This is a genomic window from Micromonospora sp. PLK6-60, assembly GCF_019890675.1.
Classification (GTDB): domain Bacteria; phylum Actinomycetota; class Actinomycetes; order Mycobacteriales; family Micromonosporaceae; genus Micromonospora.
This window is the reverse complement of record NZ_JAIOAA010000004.1, coordinates 29249-43909: the sequence shown is the minus strand read 5'-3', so window position 1 is coordinate 43909 and position 14661 is coordinate 29249. Positions and strand designations below refer to the sequence as shown.

The 14661-nt window shown below is 74.4% G+C and carries 12 protein-coding genes; 3 read left to right on the top strand and 9 right to left on the bottom strand.

Annotated features, from left to right (window positions below; all coding sequences use genetic code 11):
* Positions 1-3 precede the first annotated feature (3 nt).
* The 5 genes from K7640_RS09660 to eno form a co-directional block, all read right to left on the bottom strand.
* Entirely contained in the window at positions 4-993 is a 990-nt protein-coding gene (locus tag K7640_RS09660; RefSeq protein ID WP_222954415.1) for a helix-turn-helix transcriptional regulator, read from the bottom strand.
* Positions 994-1234: 241 nt separating this feature from the next.
* On the bottom strand, positions 1235-1747 hold the full coding sequence (locus tag K7640_RS09655) for an amino-acid N-acetyltransferase (RefSeq protein ID WP_222954414.1): 513 nt from the start codon (positions 1745-1747) through the stop codon (positions 1235-1237).
* Position 1748: 1 nt separating this feature from the next.
* Positions 1749-2306: a DUF501 domain-containing protein gene (locus K7640_RS09650; RefSeq protein WP_222954413.1), complete on the bottom strand. Its 558-nt coding sequence runs from the start codon at positions 2304-2306 to the stop codon at positions 1749-1751.
* 37 nt (positions 2307-2343) lie between these two features.
* Positions 2344-2970, bottom strand: coding sequence for a septum formation initiator family protein (locus tag K7640_RS09645; protein WP_222954412.1), 627 nt, complete (start codon positions 2968-2970; stop codon positions 2344-2346).
* Positions 2971-3001: 31 nt separating this feature from the next.
* A complete protein-coding gene (eno, locus tag K7640_RS09640; protein ID WP_222954411.1) occupies positions 3002-4285 on the bottom strand; it encodes a phosphopyruvate hydratase in 1284 nt (427 codons plus the stop codon).
* Between the two features lie 244 nt (positions 4286-4529).
* Between eno and K7640_RS09635 the strand changes: the two genes are divergently transcribed.
* Together K7640_RS09635 and K7640_RS09630 are read left to right on the top strand one after the other, a co-directional pair.
* A complete protein-coding gene (locus K7640_RS09635; RefSeq protein WP_222954410.1) occupies positions 4530-5219 on the top strand; it encodes a hypothetical protein in 690 nt (229 codons plus the stop codon).
* 28 nt (positions 5220-5247) lie between these two features.
* Positions 5248-6108 (top strand): NAD(+) diphosphatase, encoded by an 861-nt coding sequence (locus K7640_RS09630; RefSeq protein ID WP_222954409.1) that lies wholly within the window; start codon positions 5248-5250, stop codon positions 6106-6108.
* Positions 6109-6211: 103 nt separating this feature from the next.
* Here the strand turns inward: K7640_RS09630 and K7640_RS09625 are convergent, their stop codons facing one another.
* The 4 genes from K7640_RS09625 to mfd form a co-directional block, all read right to left on the bottom strand.
* Positions 6212-7831, bottom strand: coding sequence for a DUF885 domain-containing protein (locus tag K7640_RS09625; RefSeq protein ID WP_222954408.1), 1620 nt, complete (start codon positions 7829-7831; stop codon positions 6212-6214).
* A gap of 85 nt (positions 7832-7916) precedes the next feature.
* The gene (locus K7640_RS09620) at positions 7917-8897 is read right to left on the bottom strand and encodes a nucleoside triphosphate pyrophosphohydrolase (RefSeq protein ID WP_222954407.1); all 981 of its coding nucleotides are present in this window, start codon (positions 8895-8897) and stop codon (positions 7917-7919) included.
* Complete coding sequence (locus K7640_RS09615; protein ID WP_222954406.1) at positions 8894-9607, bottom strand: hypothetical protein; 714 nt, start codon at positions 9605-9607, stop codon at positions 8894-8896. The genes K7640_RS09620 and K7640_RS09615 overlap by 4 nt, the downstream gene beginning before the upstream one ends.
* Positions 9608-9815: 208 nt before the next feature.
* The gene (gene mfd / locus K7640_RS09610; RefSeq protein WP_222954405.1) at positions 9816-13472 is read right to left on the bottom strand and encodes a transcription-repair coupling factor; all 3657 of its coding nucleotides are present in this window, start codon (positions 13470-13472) and stop codon (positions 9816-9818) included.
* A 132-nt stretch (positions 13473-13604) separates the two neighbouring features.
* Between mfd and K7640_RS09605 the strand changes: the two genes are divergently transcribed.
* Entirely contained in the window at positions 13605-14534 is a 930-nt protein-coding gene (locus tag K7640_RS09605; protein WP_222954404.1) for an AraC family transcriptional regulator, read from the top strand.
* The last annotated feature ends 127 nt before the right edge of the window (positions 14535-14661 follow it).

Here is a 14661-nt window from a genome sequence, read left to right as displayed (position 1 = left end):
CCGTCAGACGTCCAGGGCGCCGGGGGGACCGCCGAGCAGCTGCACGCCCAGCGGGGTCAGCCGGTGCCGGACCGCCGCTCCGGCGCGGACGGTGGTGATCAACCCCGCGGCCCGCAGCGCGCCCGCGTGTTCCGAGACGGTGGACAGGCCCACGCCGACCGCATCGGCCAGCCCGGTGGTGGTGTGCCCACCGGCCTCCCCGAGCCGGCGCAGCACCGCCGCCCGGGTGGCCCCGAGCAGCGGGGCGAGCGGGTCGGTGGCCGGCCGGGCGCCGGTGGACCCCAGCGCGGCGGGATAGACCACCAGCACCGGGGCGCCCGGCCCGGCGAGCACCCGGGGCCGGGGACCGGCCAGCGGTGAGGGCAGCAGGAGCAGGCCCTCCCCGCCGGGCGACACCTCCCCGCTCCACCAGGTCCGGACCTCCAGCACCGGCGGTCGCCACCGGATGTCCGGATGCAGCCCGTCGAGGAGCGCCGCCAGTCCCCCGCCGGTCAGCCGGTCCGCCGCGGCGGTGACGTGGTGGCGGTGGGTGGCGGACAGCTCGGCCCAGTGCGGGGCGAGCACGGCGTCGAACCAGGTGCGTACCGCCCGGCCGAACAGGTCCAGCACCTCCGGGTCGGCGGCGACGAACCGGCGGCGCAGCGGGGTCGCCGGCCCGTCGGCGTACGCGGCGGTGAGCTCGGCCCGGATCCGCCGGGCCGGAGTGGACCGGATCGCCGCCAGGCCGGCCGGCACCGACTCGATCCCGGCCAGCGGGGTGAGGAAGTCCGGCAGCGGTCCCCGGGCGGGCAGCAGTTGGGCCAGCGCGGCGGCGGCCGCCCGCACCGGTGCCGCCGTCGCCGCCGCGTCCGTCCGGGCCAGCGCCGGCAGCGTACGGGCGGCGGCCGGATCGCGGAGGGCCTGGCGGGCCAGCAGGGTGATGCCGACGGGGTGCAGCCGCTCGGCGAACCGTATCCGGCACAGGTCCGCCGGTCCGAGACGGAGACGAAGCATACGAGCAGATTGCCGCTGTTCGGCCGGAACCGAAAGGGTTGCCCCGCCGGTGCCACGCTGAGCACTGTGGACGTCCGGATCGGCGAGGGGGACGGGGACGTGCGGCGGGCGACGGTGGCAGCGCTGACGGGGCTGCCGCCGTTCCTCGCCGCCATGGGGTGCGGCGGGGGGGGTCGGGGGGCACCCCGCCGGCCCCGTCCCCCTCGGCGGCGCAGCGGCCGGCCCGACGGAGCACGCCGGGTCACAGCCGCAGCAGCATCCGGCTGTTGCCCAGGGTGTTCGGCTTGACCCGTTCCAGGTCCAGGAACTCGGCGACACCCTCGTCGTACGAGCGCAGCAACTGCTCGTACACCGGCTGCGGCACGGGCGCACCGTCGATCTCGCGGAAGCCGAACGCGCCGAAGAAGGCGGTCTCGAAGGTGAGCACGAAGATCCGGGCCACCCCCAGCTCCCGGGCCGCGTCGATCAGCTCGCCGACGATCCGGTGCCCGAGCTTGCGACCGCGGAACGCCGGATCCACCGCCACCGTACGGATCTCGGCCAGGTCCTCCCACATCACGTGCAGGGCGCCACAACCCACCACCGTCCCGTCGGCGGTGACCGCCACCCGGAACTCCTGCACGTCCTCGTAGAGCGTGACGGTGGCCTTGCTGAGCAGCCGCCGATCGTCGGTGTAGGTGTCGACCAGCCGCCGGATGCCGCGTACGTCGGCGGTGCGGGCCCGGCGGACGGCGATCTCGTCGGCGGCGGTCATCTCACTGCGCCGCCGGGACGTCCACGCACGGGCCGGCGGCCCACCACTGCTCCACCAGCGCCAGGGTCTCGTCGCCGAACGGGTTCACCCCCGGCCCGGCGGCGAGCGCGTGCCCGAGGTGAACGTGCAGGCACTTCACCCGCCCCGGCATGCCACCGGCGGAGATGCCGGCGATCTCCGGCACCGTACCGATCGCCTCCCGCCGGGCCAGATAGTCCTCGTGCGCGGCCCGGTAGCGGGCCGCCAGCTCCGGGTCCTCGGCGAGCCGCTCCGCCATCTCCTTCATCAACCCGGCCGACTCCAGCCGGCTGCACGCCGCGGTGGCCCGGGGACAGGTCAGATAGAACAGCGTCGGGAACGGTGTGCCGTCGGCCAGCCGGGGCGTCGTCTCCACCACGTCGGGCAGGCCGCACGGGCAGCGGTGGGCCACCGCCCGGGTGCCCCGGGGCGGTCGGCCGAGCTGGGCGGCCACCGCCGCCAGGTCGGCCTCGGTGGCCGGCTCCCGGCTCGGCGGGGTCACGGCATCCGCCGCCGGATCCGGCGGGGGTACGACAGTCACGGTGCCCATCTTTCCTCGGTGCTCGGCTGGTACGCGGTCACTCGCCGGCACGGTCGTCGTTCGCCGCCCGGATGCTCGACCACAGGGTGTCGTACCAGGTGTCCGGGGTCCGGGGCCCGGCCGGGTGGGTGCCGGCGCCGGCGTCCCGGGCGGCCCCCGCCGGGTCGTCGAGCACGATCACGATCTTCTCGCCGCGCTCGATCATGAAGAACCGCTCCCGGGCCTGGATCTTGACGTACTCGTCGTCCCGCCACTTGGCGGCCCGCTCCGACAGCTCGGCGATCCGCTCGCGCTGGGCGGCCTGGGCCGCCTCCATCCGCTCGATGTCGGTCTGCTGGTCGAGATAGACGCGCACCGGATAGGTGTACGCCAGGGCGAGCGCGATCAGCACCGCGAAGAGCACGGTGGCGCGCCCGGTGAGCCGTCGGGGTTGGGGTGCGGCGAGCCGCCGGACGGTGCCACCCGCGGCGGTGCGGCGGGCGGCGGCCGGGCGGTTCGCGGAGCGTACGCCCTCGGCGCCCCGCGCCCGACCGGCGGTGCCGCGCGGCTCGGCGCGGACGCTGCCGTCGCGGGCCGGCGTGCGGCTGCGGGCCGCGCCCGGCCGGCCGGTCTGACCCGGCCGGCGGGCGGGCCGCTGGCCCCCCGGTGTGCGACGCTGCGGCATCCTCACACCCCTCCCCCGAAAGCCTCTCGCCTCAGGCGGAACGGTAGCGCGGGAACGCGCCCGCGCCGGCGTACCGCGCCGCGTCGGCCAGCTCCTCCTCGATCCGCAGGAGCTGGTTGTACTTGGCCACCCGGTCCGAGCGGGCCGGGGCGCCGGTCTTGATCTGGCCGCAGCCGGTGGCGACCGCCAGGTCGGCGATGGTGGTGTCCTCGGTCTCGCCCGAGCGGTGGCTCATCATGCACTTGAAGCCGGCCCGGTGGGCCAGGTCCACCGCGTCCAGCGTCTCGGTCAGCGAACCGATCTGGTTGACCTTCACCAGCACCGCGTTGGCGGCCTTCTCGGTGATCCCGCGGGCGATCCGCTGCGGGTTGGTGACGAACAGGTCGTCGCCGACGATCTGGATCCGGTCGCCGAGCGCCGCGGTCAGGGTGGCCCAGCCGCTCCAGTCGTCCTCGGCCAGCGGGTCCTCGATGGAGACGATCGGGTAGTCGCCGGCGAGCTTGGTGTAGTAGTTGCTCATCTCCTCGGCGGACTTCGCGCTGCCCTCGAAGGTGTAGCTGCCGTTGTCGAAGAACTCGGTGGCGGCCACGTCCAGGGCGAAGACGATGTCGGTGCCGAGCCGGTAGCCGGCCTTCTCCACCGCCTCGGCGATCAGGTCCAGCGCGGCGGCGTTGGTCGGCAGGTTCGGGGCGAAGCCACCCTCGTCACCCAGCCCGGTGGAGAGGTCCTTCTTCTTCAGCACCGACTTCAGCGCGTGGTAGACCTCGGCGCCGGAGCGCAGCGCGTCCCGGAAGGTGGGGGCGCCGATCGGCGCGATCATGAACTCCTGGATGTCGACGTTGGAGTCGGCGTGCGCCCCACCGTTGAGGATGTTCATCATCGGCACCGGCAGCAGGTGCGCGTTCGGGCCGCCCAGGTAGCGGAAGAGGCTCAGCTCGGCGCTGCCGGCGGCGGCCTTCGCCACCGCCAGGGAGACGCCGAGGATGGCGTTGGCGCCCAGCTCGCCCTTGTTGTCGCTGCCGTCGAGGTCGAGCATCTTCTGGTCGATCAGCCGCTGCTCGCTGGCCTCGTACCCGATCAGCTCATCGACGATCTTGTCCTCGATGTTGGTGACCGCCTTCTCGACGCCCTTGCCCAGGTAGCGGTCGGCGTCACCGTCGCGCAGCTCGACCGCCTCGAAGGCGCCGGTGGAGGCGCCGGACGGCACCGCGGCGCGGGCGATCGTGCCGTCGTCCAGCCCGACCTCGACCTCGACCGTCGGGTTGCCCCGCGAGTCCAGGATCTCCCGGGCGACGATTCCCTCGATGGTTGCCACTGAGTCGCTCCTCGTTTGTGTGTACCGGTCCGGTGTGGGCCGCGACGGTGCGGCTGAGGCAGGTGTTGAACGCAGCGTATCGGGCGGCGCCGGGCCGCACGTCTTCACCCGGCCACCGCCCGGCGCGCGGACCGGCGCCCGGACCCCACGCCCGGCGGCGATCGACCCGGACATTCCCGGATTCTCGGCCCTCAACCGGCAACGAGTTTGCACCTGGTGGACCTGATCGACCACGCTGGTCGCCATGCCCGCCGCCCTGAGACCCTTCCGCATGCTCGCCGCCACGGTCGTCGCGTCGCTCACGGTCACCGGTTGCCAGGCGATGGACGACGCCGCGACCGCCCTGGACCGGTCCGATCTCGTCAACGACCTCGCCGCCCGGATGGACGAGGCGCTCGTCGGCACCTGGACCGCGGAGTACCAGCTCGCCGACGGCGGTACCGCCTCGATCGCGCAGGCCCGCAAGCCGCTGCGCGCGACGTACACCTGGCCCGCCGGCAAGATCACGGTCACCCAGGACGCGCTCACCCGGTGCGAGACGGCCGCCGGCCGCACCGCCTGCACCGTGCTGCCGCCGGTGGCCACCGCCGGCACGCCCTCGGTGCCGGTCTACGCCGAAGCCGCCGAGCGTGGGCTGGTCACCCCGCCGGGGGTGATCCGGCTGCTCACCGACGCCGCGCTCGACTCCGACGCGACCATCACGCAGAGCGACACCACCGTGGCGGGCCGGCCCGCCACCTGCGTCGACGTCCGGCACACCGCCGGTGACTTCAGCGCCTGCGTGACCAACGAGGGCGTGCTCGGCAGCTTCGCCGGCACCCTCGCCGGCCGGGCGACGGAACTGACCCTCAGCCGCTGGACCGAGACCATCGACCCGGCCGTGTTCGAGCCGCCCGCCGGCGCGGACGTCACCGACCGCCGCACCACGTCGTGACCTCCGCCCGGCCCGGCGGCCACGCCCGATGAACGGTGCGGGGTTCCTGCCCGGGGCCGACGCGAACCGGCCGCCCGCGCCGGGCGATTTGGCCCTGCCGGTGGCCGGGCACAAGCTGCTGACCGGGCCGGACGGGGCGTTCCCCCGGATCGGCGAGCTGCCCGACCGGGCCGACTGGGTACCGGTCGGCACGCTCGACGGCGTACCGGCGTGGGCCGCCGACGTCGCCGACACTGAGGCGCTGCCCGGCGACTGGCAGAGCTGGCGCCGGCTGGCGGCCCACCTGCCCGAACCGCTGGCCACGCTGGCCGGCCGCGCGCTGGCCGTGATCACCTGGCGGCGTACCCACCGGTGGTGCGGGGCCTGCCGGGCCGAGCTGGCCGACGTGCCCGGCGAGACCGCCCGGCGCTGCCCCGGCTGCCAGCTGTACGTCCCGCTGCGGCTCTCCGCCGCCGTGCTGGTGGCGATCACCCGGCCCGGTCCCGCCGGCCGCTCTGCTCCCGCCGGCCGGGCCGCCTCAGCCAGCCGGCCCGCCGAGCTGCTGCTGGTCCGCCACTCGTACGGGCCGACCGGGCTGTGGGCGCTGGTCGCCGGGTTCGTCGAGGCCGGCGAGACGCTGGAGGCCGCCGCCCACCGGGAGGTCCGGGAGGAGGTCGGGCTGGCCCTGGACCGGGTGGCCTACTTCGGCAGCCAGCCCTGGGCGATGTCCGGGCCGGGCACGCTGCTCACCGGCTTCACCGCCACCGCGGCCGACCCGAACGCGGAGCCGGTGGTCGACGGGCGGGAGCTGACCGAGGCGCGGTGGTTCCCGTTGGACGCGCTGCCGGCGGAGCTGCCGCCGGCGTACTCGATCTCCCGCTGGCTGATCGACGCCGTCGCGGCGAGCTAGCCGGCAGCGTGGGGTGTCAAGCGGGGGCGGGGTGTCAAGCGGGGGCGTGGGGTGTTAAGCGGGGGCCCCTGCTATGCAGAATGCGTTAACAAGGGGCCCCTCCTTACACCTCCAGCAGGGTGCGCAGGTGGCGTGGGGGCGGGCAGTCGTGGGCCAGCATCGCGTCGTGCCAGTCGCGCACCGGCACCCCGTCCGGCCGGGCCGCGCCGATCTCGGCCAGCTCGCTGTAGCCGACGAAGTACGTGGAGAGCTGGGTCGAGGTGAGCAGCGCCCGGCGCCACTTGCCCGCCGCCTCGCCCTCCTCCTGGAAGCCCCGCCCGGTCATCAACGCCATGGCGTCCGCCTCCGCCATGCCGTCGCAGTGCACGAGCTGGTCGAGCAGCGCGTTGATGGTCATCCGCAGCTGCATCTTGAGCCGCTGCAACCGCACCGGCAGCCCGCCGAAGCCGCGGTCCACCATCAGTTCCTCGGCGTACACCGCCCAGCCCTCGATGAACACGCCGGACTCGGTCAACGCCCGGACCCGGGTGTCGCCGACGTACCGGCGGGCGTGGGCGAGCTGGAGGAAGTGACCGGGCATCGCCTCGTGCACGGTCAGGTTGCGGATCATGTGGTCGTTGTATTCGCGGTAGAACGACTCGACCCGGTGCGCCGGCCAGTCGGCCGGGGTGGGCGCGATGCAGTAGAAGGTCGGGACGTCCGCCGTCTCCAGCGGCCCCGGTGAGTCGCAGTACGCCACCGCGACGCCCCGGGCGAACTCCGGCATCTGCTGGATCACGCAGGGATCGTCGACCAGCGTGACCAGATCGTGCGCCCGGACGAAGTCGCTCGCCTCGTCCAGCGTGACCGAGGCGAGGTCGACGATGGTGTGGTCGTCGGGGTGTTCGGCGGCGAGCAGGTCCAGCGCCCGGCGCACCGTCTCGTCGTCGGCCGGGCCGCCGACCAGCTCGACGGCGGCGGCCCGGATCTCGTCGGTGACCCGCTCCAGGTTGGCCCAGGCCCGCCGCTGCACCTCGGCGGCGGGCAGCTCGGTGTCCAGGGTGTGCCAGAGCCGCGCCTCCCACAGCCGCCGACCCAGTCGGGGATCCCGCCCGGGGCCGGCGTCGGCGGCGAGGCCGCCGCGCAGCCAGGCGACGAACTCGTCAAGCGCGGCGATGGCCGCCGTGGCGGCCGGCTCCACCGTGCCGTGCAGCGCCGGCGCCTCGGCGAGCAGCCCCGGCACCTCGTCCCGGATCAGCGCGGCCGTGCCGGTGAACTGCCCGACCGCCGTCTCGGCGTGCACCCGGGGCATGTCCCGCAGCGTCGCGCGGGCGGTGGCCAGCGCGTCCGGCACGGCGGCCAGTCGCCCGGCGAGGCTGGCCAGCCGCACCTCGGCCGGCGCGTACGGGCGGGCCAGCAGGGCGTGCAGCAGCGGGCCGGGGTTGTGCCGCAGCGGGTCCCACTCGTGCGCGCGGATCTCGGTGGACTCGAAGAGCCCCCGGTCGACCAGGCTGGTGAGCAGCGCGTGATCCACTTGGTGGTCGACGTCGAGCGAATCCGGGTCGATCTCGGCGAGCGCGTCGGCGGCGTCCCGGAGCATCGCCCGGTCGGCGGCGACCGCGTCGGCGGAGAGGTCCGGCAGCCGGTCGTCGAACCGGTGGTCACCGGCCGAGGTGGCCAGCCCGGGCCGGCTCTCCAGCACGGCCTCCACGATCCGCTCCGCCAACGGCACAAACGCTTCCATGCGCCGACCCTACCGACCCCGTCCACGGAAACTGTCCCCGCACGACTCCGCCCGGGTGTACGGGTGGGGGGAGAGGGGGAGGGGGTTAGGGGGTTTGTTCGGCGGTGCGGACGGCTTCGGCGTACGCGAGGGTGGCGCGGCGGAGGGCGGCCTCGGGGTCGAGGCCGGCCTGTCGCGCGGCGGCGACGGTGGCCAGCAGGCCGGCGCCGAGCCGCGCCTCCGGATCCACCTGCGACTCGGCCAGCGGCGGGGGGACGGCCAGACCGACCCGGCCGGCCCGGTCCAGCACCTTGGCCGCCAGGGCGAGCGCGGGTTGGCTCAGGGCGATGCCGTCCAGCACCGACTCGCGTACCTTCTCGGCCCGCTTGATCCGCTCCCAGTTCGCCTCGATCTCCTCGATCGAGCCGGCCTCCTCGCCGGAGAAGACGTGCGGGTTGCGGCGGACCATCTTGTCGACCAGCCCACCGGCCACGTCGTCCACGGTCCAGCGCCGCCCGTCCGGCAACTCCTCGGCGAGCCGGGCGTGCAGCAGCACCTGGAGCAGCACGTCGCCCAGTTCCTCGCGGAGCGCGTCGGTGTCGTCGGCGCTGATCGCGTCGTACGCCTCGTAGCACTCCTCCAGCAGGAAGCCGGCCAGGCTGCGGTGGGTCTGCGACCGCTTCCACGGGTCGCCGCCGGGCGAGGCCAGCCGGTCCATCACCGCGACCGCGTCGAGCAGCCGGGCACCCGGCGGGTCCCACGAGCCGTACATCAGCTCCAGCTCGGCCAGGCCCGGCTCGCGGGCCAGCCGCAGCCCCAGCTCCCGGGCCAGCGCCTCGTCGCCGGTCGGGCCGGCCAGCCAGACCGCCGTGCCGTGCGCGGCGACCGCGTCCAGCAACGCCTGGGTGGCACCGCCCTCGGCCCGCACCGTGACCTCGGCCCCCACCGTGCGCAGGACCGCCGTCAACTCGCTCTCCGCGCCGGCCAGCACCGGCGCCGACCGTACGACGTCCCAGGCGGCGGCGGTCAACAGCCCGGCGGGCAGCCGGGGCGAGGTGACCAGCAGGACGATCCGAGCGGTGGTCAACGGGCGTCGATCACCGAATCGCTGCCGGACTCGCCGAGCGGCACGCTGACCGCGGGCACGTCACCGGTGAAGCTGAGCACCGGGAACTCCAGCGGGCGGTAGCGGGGGTTGACCGTCACGTCGTACCCGGTGACCGCCTCGGCCAGGTTGTTGCGGGTGGCCAGCGCGGAACGCAGCTGGTCGCCGTCGAGCTGGCTGGCGGCCTGCTCCACGGTCACCTCCGGCGGGATCGCCCCGGCCTCCTTGCCGGCCGCCACCAACGCGGCCAGCTCCTCCTGGGTGGGCGCGACCGACTGGCCGGCCGGCACCCCGGAGAGGCAGGTGTACAGCTCGGCGACCCGCTGCGAGTACGTCGCGTCGGCCGGCAGGCCGAACTGCTGGGCGACCTGCTCCGCCTGCACCTGCCCCTGCGGCCGGTAGTTCTTCTCGGTGGAGAGCTTCTGGCACACCTCGAGCAGCACCAGGGTGCTGACCACCTGGGACCGGGCCGGCAGCCGCGGGCCGGCCGGCGCCTCGGACTCCTGCCCGGCGGGGGTCGGCTCCTGGCTCGGGAGACTCCCCTTCAGCTCGTCGAGGACGCCGGTGACGGCATCCTCGGTGATCCGGTGGTCACCCACGTACGCGGCGACACCCGGCTCGGCACGGCAACCGGAGAGGGCGACGAGACCGACCGCCACGGTGGCGACGGCGAGAAGACGGCGAGCACGCATGACGGCCACTCTCTCACGACCGGCACGGCGCTGTGACGCCGCCCACCCCAGGTGTAAGGCGGGGCCCCCTGTTAACGCCTGCGGTAGAGCAGGGGCCCCCTGTTAACACCGCGGGCAACCCCGGCCCGTTCCTCGGGCTCGACTGCGTCACCGTCCGCTCGCCACTGCGGGGCGGGCAACACCGGCCCGCTCCTCGGGCTCGACTGCGTCACCGTCCGCTCGCCACTGCGGGGCGGGCAATCCCGGCCCGCTCCTCGGGCTCGCCGAGGACATCCTTCAGGAGCTGGGCGCACCACTCCAGCAGCGCCTGGTCGCGCAGCGGCTCGCCGCCGACCCGGCGGGTGCTCGGCCGGGGGACGCTTACCTGGTCGAGCGCCGACTTGTAGACCGAGTCCGGGTGGTAGCGCTTGAGCCGCAGCTGCTTCGAGTCGGGCAGCGGCAGCGGACCGAACCGGATGTGCTTGCCCTGCATCGACACGTCGGTGAGGCCGTACCGGCGGGCCAGCAGCCGGAAGTTCGCCACCGCGACCAGGTTCTGCACCGGCGTGGGCGGCTCGCCGTACCGGTCGGTCATCTCGGCGACCACCTCGCGCAGCCGCTCGGCATCGCGGGCCTCGGCGAGCTTGCGGTACATCTCCAGCCGCAGCCGCTCCACCCCGACGTAGTCGTGCGGCAGGTGCGCGTCGATCGGCAGGTCGACCTTGACCTCGGTCTCCTCCTCCGGGTGCTCACCCTTGAAGGCGGAGACCGCCTCGCCGACCATCCGGACGTACAGGTCGAAACCGACGCCCTCGATGTGGCCGGACTGCTCGCCGCCGAGCAGGTTGCCGGCGCCGCGGATCTCCAGGTCCTTCATCGCCACGTACATGCCGGCGCCCAGCTCGGTGTGCTGGGCGATGGTGGCCAGCCGCTCGTGCGCGTTCTCGGTGAGCGGCTTGTCCGGCGGATAGAGGAAGTACGCGTACGCCCGCTCCCGGCCCCGGCCGACCCGGCCCCGGATCTGGTGCAGCTGGGCCAGGCCGAGCAGGTCGGCGCGCTCCACGATCAGCGTGTTGGCGTTGGGGATGTCGATGCCGGACTCGACGATGGTGGTGCAGACCAGGACGTCGAACTCCTTCTCCCAGAAGCCGACCATCACCTTCTCCAGCGCTTCCTCGCCCAGCTGGCCGTGCGCCACCGCGACCCGCGCCTCGGGCACCAGCTCCCGGATCCGGCGGGCCGCCTTCTCGATCGACTCGACCCGGTTGTGCAGGTAGAAGACCTGCCCGTCGCGGAGCAGCTCGCGGTGGATGGAGGCGGCCACCTGCCGGTCGTCGTACGCCCCGACGAAGGTCAACACCGGGTGCCGCTCCTCCGGCGGGGTGGCGATCGTCGACATCTCCCGGATGCCGGTGATCGCCATCTCCAGGGTGCGCGGGATCGGGGTGGCCGACATGGCCAGCACGTCGACCGAGGCGCGCAGCGTCTTCAGGTGCTCCTTGTGCTCGACGCCGAAGCGCTGCTCCTCGTCGATGATGACCAGCCCGAGCTGCTTGAACCGGGTGGCCGCCTGGAGCAGCCGGTGGGTGCCGATGACGATGTCGGCGGTGCCGTCGGCGACCATCTCCAGCGTCCGCTCGGTCTCCTTCGGCGTCTGGAACCGGGACAGCTGCCGGATGGTGATCGGGAACTGGCTCATCCGCTCGGCGAACGTGTTGTAGTGCTGCTGCACCAGCAGTGTGGTGGGCACCAGCACGGCCACCTGCTTGCCGTCCTGCACCGCCTTGAACGCGGCCCGTACCGCGATCTCGGTCTTGCCGTAGCCGACGTCACCGCAGATCAGCCGGTCCATCGGGACGGTCTGCTCCATGTCCCGCTTGACCTCCTCGATGGCGGCCAGCTGGTCCGGGGTCTCCTGCCAGGGGAAGGCGTCCTCCAGCTCCCGCTGCCACGGGGTGTCCGGGCCGAAGTTGTGCCCCTTGGACGCCTTGCGGGCGGCGTACAGCTGGATCAGCTGGGCGGCGATCTCGCGGACCGCCTTGCGGGCCCGGGCCTTGGACTTCTGCCAGTCCGAGCCGCCCATCTTGTGCAGCGTGGGCTGCTCGCCGCCGACGTAGCGGGAGAGCTGGTCGAGCTGGTCGGTGGGGACGAAGAGCCGGTCGCCGGGCTGGTTGCGCTTGCTCGGGGCGTACTCGATGACCAGGTATTCCCGGGACGCGCCGTTGACGGTGCGCTGCACCAGCTCCACGTAGCGGCCGATGCCGTGCTGCTCGTGCACCACGAAGTCGCCGGCCTTCAGCTCCAGCGGGTCGATGGTGTTGCGCCGCCGGCTGGGCATCTTGCGCATGTCCCGGGTGGAGGTGCCCCGACCGCCGGTGACGTCGTTGCCGGTGAGCAGCACGAACTTCGACGCCTCGTCGACGAAGCCGGCGGTCAGGCCGCCGCAGGAGACCAGCGGCTCGCCGGGGACGGGCGCGGCCGGCACCTCCTCGACCAGTCGGGCGCCGAGACCGGCGTCGCGGAGCACCTCGACGGCCCGCTGGGCGGGGCCGTGCCCCTCGAAGACCAGCGCGATCGACCAGCCCTCACCGGCCCAGCGCTTCAGGTCGTCGACCACCCGGGCGGTCTCGCCGTGATAGAGCGGCGCGGGCTGCGCGGCCAGGCTCACCGCGATGGCGTCGTCGGGGGTGACGTCGACCTCGGTCGGCTCGTCCTCCCACGGCTGCCGGGCCGGCGCGGCGCCCGCTTCGACCAGTCCGAACGGGGAGAGCGTCCACCACGGCTGGCGCAGGGCGCGGGCCGCCGCGCGTACGTCGGCCAGGGTCTTGAAGGCGGCGGCGCCGAGGTCCACCGGCGCCTGCCCGCCGGTCGCGGCCGCGGCCCAGCTGGCCTGGAGAAACTCGTCCGAGGTACGGACCAGGTCGTGCGCCCGGGTGCGGATCCGCTCCGGGTCGCAGAGGAGTACGTGGGTGCCGGCCGGCATGCAGTCGACGAGCAGTTCCAGCGCGTCGGCGCCGATCAGCGCCGGCGCGAGGGACTCCATGCCCTCGACCGGGATGCCCTCGGCCAGCTTGTCGAGGATCTCGGCCAGCTCGGGGTGCTCGGCGGCGAGCGCGGCGGCGCGCTCGCGGACGGCCGGGGTGAGCAGCAGCTCCCGGCACGGCGGCGCCCAGAGCTGCGGCACGCCGGAGATGGTGCGCTGGTCGGCGACGGCGAAGGTGCGGATCTCCTCCACCTCGTCGCCCCAGAACTCGACCCGGGACGGGTGCTCGTCGGTGGGTGGGAAGACGTCCAGGATGCCGCCGCGCACGGCGAACTCGCCGCGCTTGGTGACCAGGTCCACCCGGGCGTACGCCATGTCGGTGAGCCGGCGCGCGACCACCTCCAGGTCCGCCTCGTCGCCCGCGGCGAGCTGCACCGGCTCCAGGTCGCCGAGCCCCTTGAGCTGCGGCTGGAGCAGCGAGCGGACCGGGGCGACGACCACCCGGAGCGGCCCGGTGCGGCCGTGCGCGTCGGCGGACCCGGGATGGGCCAGCCGGCGCAGGACGGCGAGCCGGCGACCGACCGTGTCGGAGCGCGGCGACAGCCGCTCGTGGGGCAGCGTCTCCCAGGAGGGGAAGACGGCCACCTGCTCGGCCGGCAGCAGGCTGCCCAGCGCGGCGGCCAGGTCGTCGGCCTCGCGGCTGGTGGCGGTCACCGCCAGCACCGGTCGCCCCGCCCCACCGGCGGGCTCGTCGGCGGCGACCGCCGCGACCGCGAACGGGCGCAGTGCCGCGGGCGCGGTCAGGTCGAGCCCGTCGACCGCGGCCGCGCCGGAGCGGGCCAGGTCGCGTGCCCTGGTCAGGGCCGGGTCGACCAGAGCGGCGGAGAAGAGGCCGGTGAGCATGTGGTCATCACTTCCAGGCGCAGACACGACGATCACCCCGCGCCCGGGCTGGACGGGGGGTCCTCCGGGTCGACACTATCTCTCTCGGGAACGATCGGCCGCCACGGAGGCGACGAGCACCCGGGAGGAAGGATGCCCGCGGAGGGAACCGGCAGTGATCCGCGCCGCAAGACCACGCCCGCCCGCTGGCGGGTGCTCGGCCACCCCGAGGGGATGCTCATCTATCAGGTGCGGTGCATCGTCGAGAACCACGGGTGGACGCCGGTGGTCGCCGAGGACCGGCACAAAATCACCCTTGGCCGCTCCGGGGCGTACCGGAAATGGCTCAACGGCCGCGACGGCCTGGCGGACGCCACCTCGGTGACCCTCACCCGGCCCGGCGACGAGCTGCGGGTGGCCCACCCGTACGGCTGCGGCGACTCGTACACCTGCCTGGAGATCGACCCGGGGGTGCTGGCGGGCCGCGGCGACGCGGCGCGCTGGCTGGAACGCGACGGCTGGGACGGCTCGTCCGACGCCTCCTTCGACCTGGCGCACCGGATGCTGGTCGCCGAGTTCCGGCGCGGGCTGGACGGGTTCGAGGCGGCCGAGCGGCTGCACCGGTTCCTGGCCCGGCTCTTCGAATACAGCGGGCTCTCGGCGGGCGGGCCGGAGGCGGACGTCGAGCGGGCGGTGTCCCGCCGCCCGGCCACCCTGGCGGCCCACCGGCGGCTCGCCGACCGGGCCCGCGAGGTGCTCGCCCACTCCGACTTCACCCTCGGCCTGGCGGAGGTCGCCCGCGAGGTGGGCGCCTCACCGCACCACCTGAGCCGGGTCTTCCAGCGGATGACCGGCAGCAGTCTGACCGCGTACCGGAACCGGCTGCGGGTCCGCGCGGTGCTGGACACCCTCGCCGAGCCGGAGGACCGCCCGCTGGGCGCGCTGGCCAGCGAGTACGGCTTCGCCGACCAGGCGCACCTGACCCGGGTGCTGCGCGCCCAGGTGGGCCACCCGCCGGCCCGGCTGCGCCGACTGCTCACCACGGCCGAGTCCCGGCGGTCCTTGGGCCCCGGCGGTCCTTGAGTCGCGGCGGTCCTTGAGGCGCGGCGAAGCGAGCAAGAAAGTTCAAGAACGGGAACGCGCCCCGGGGCGACGATGGACCGTGTCGCCCCGGGGTGCGCCGTACCGGCGACGCGGGAACGCGGGCCTG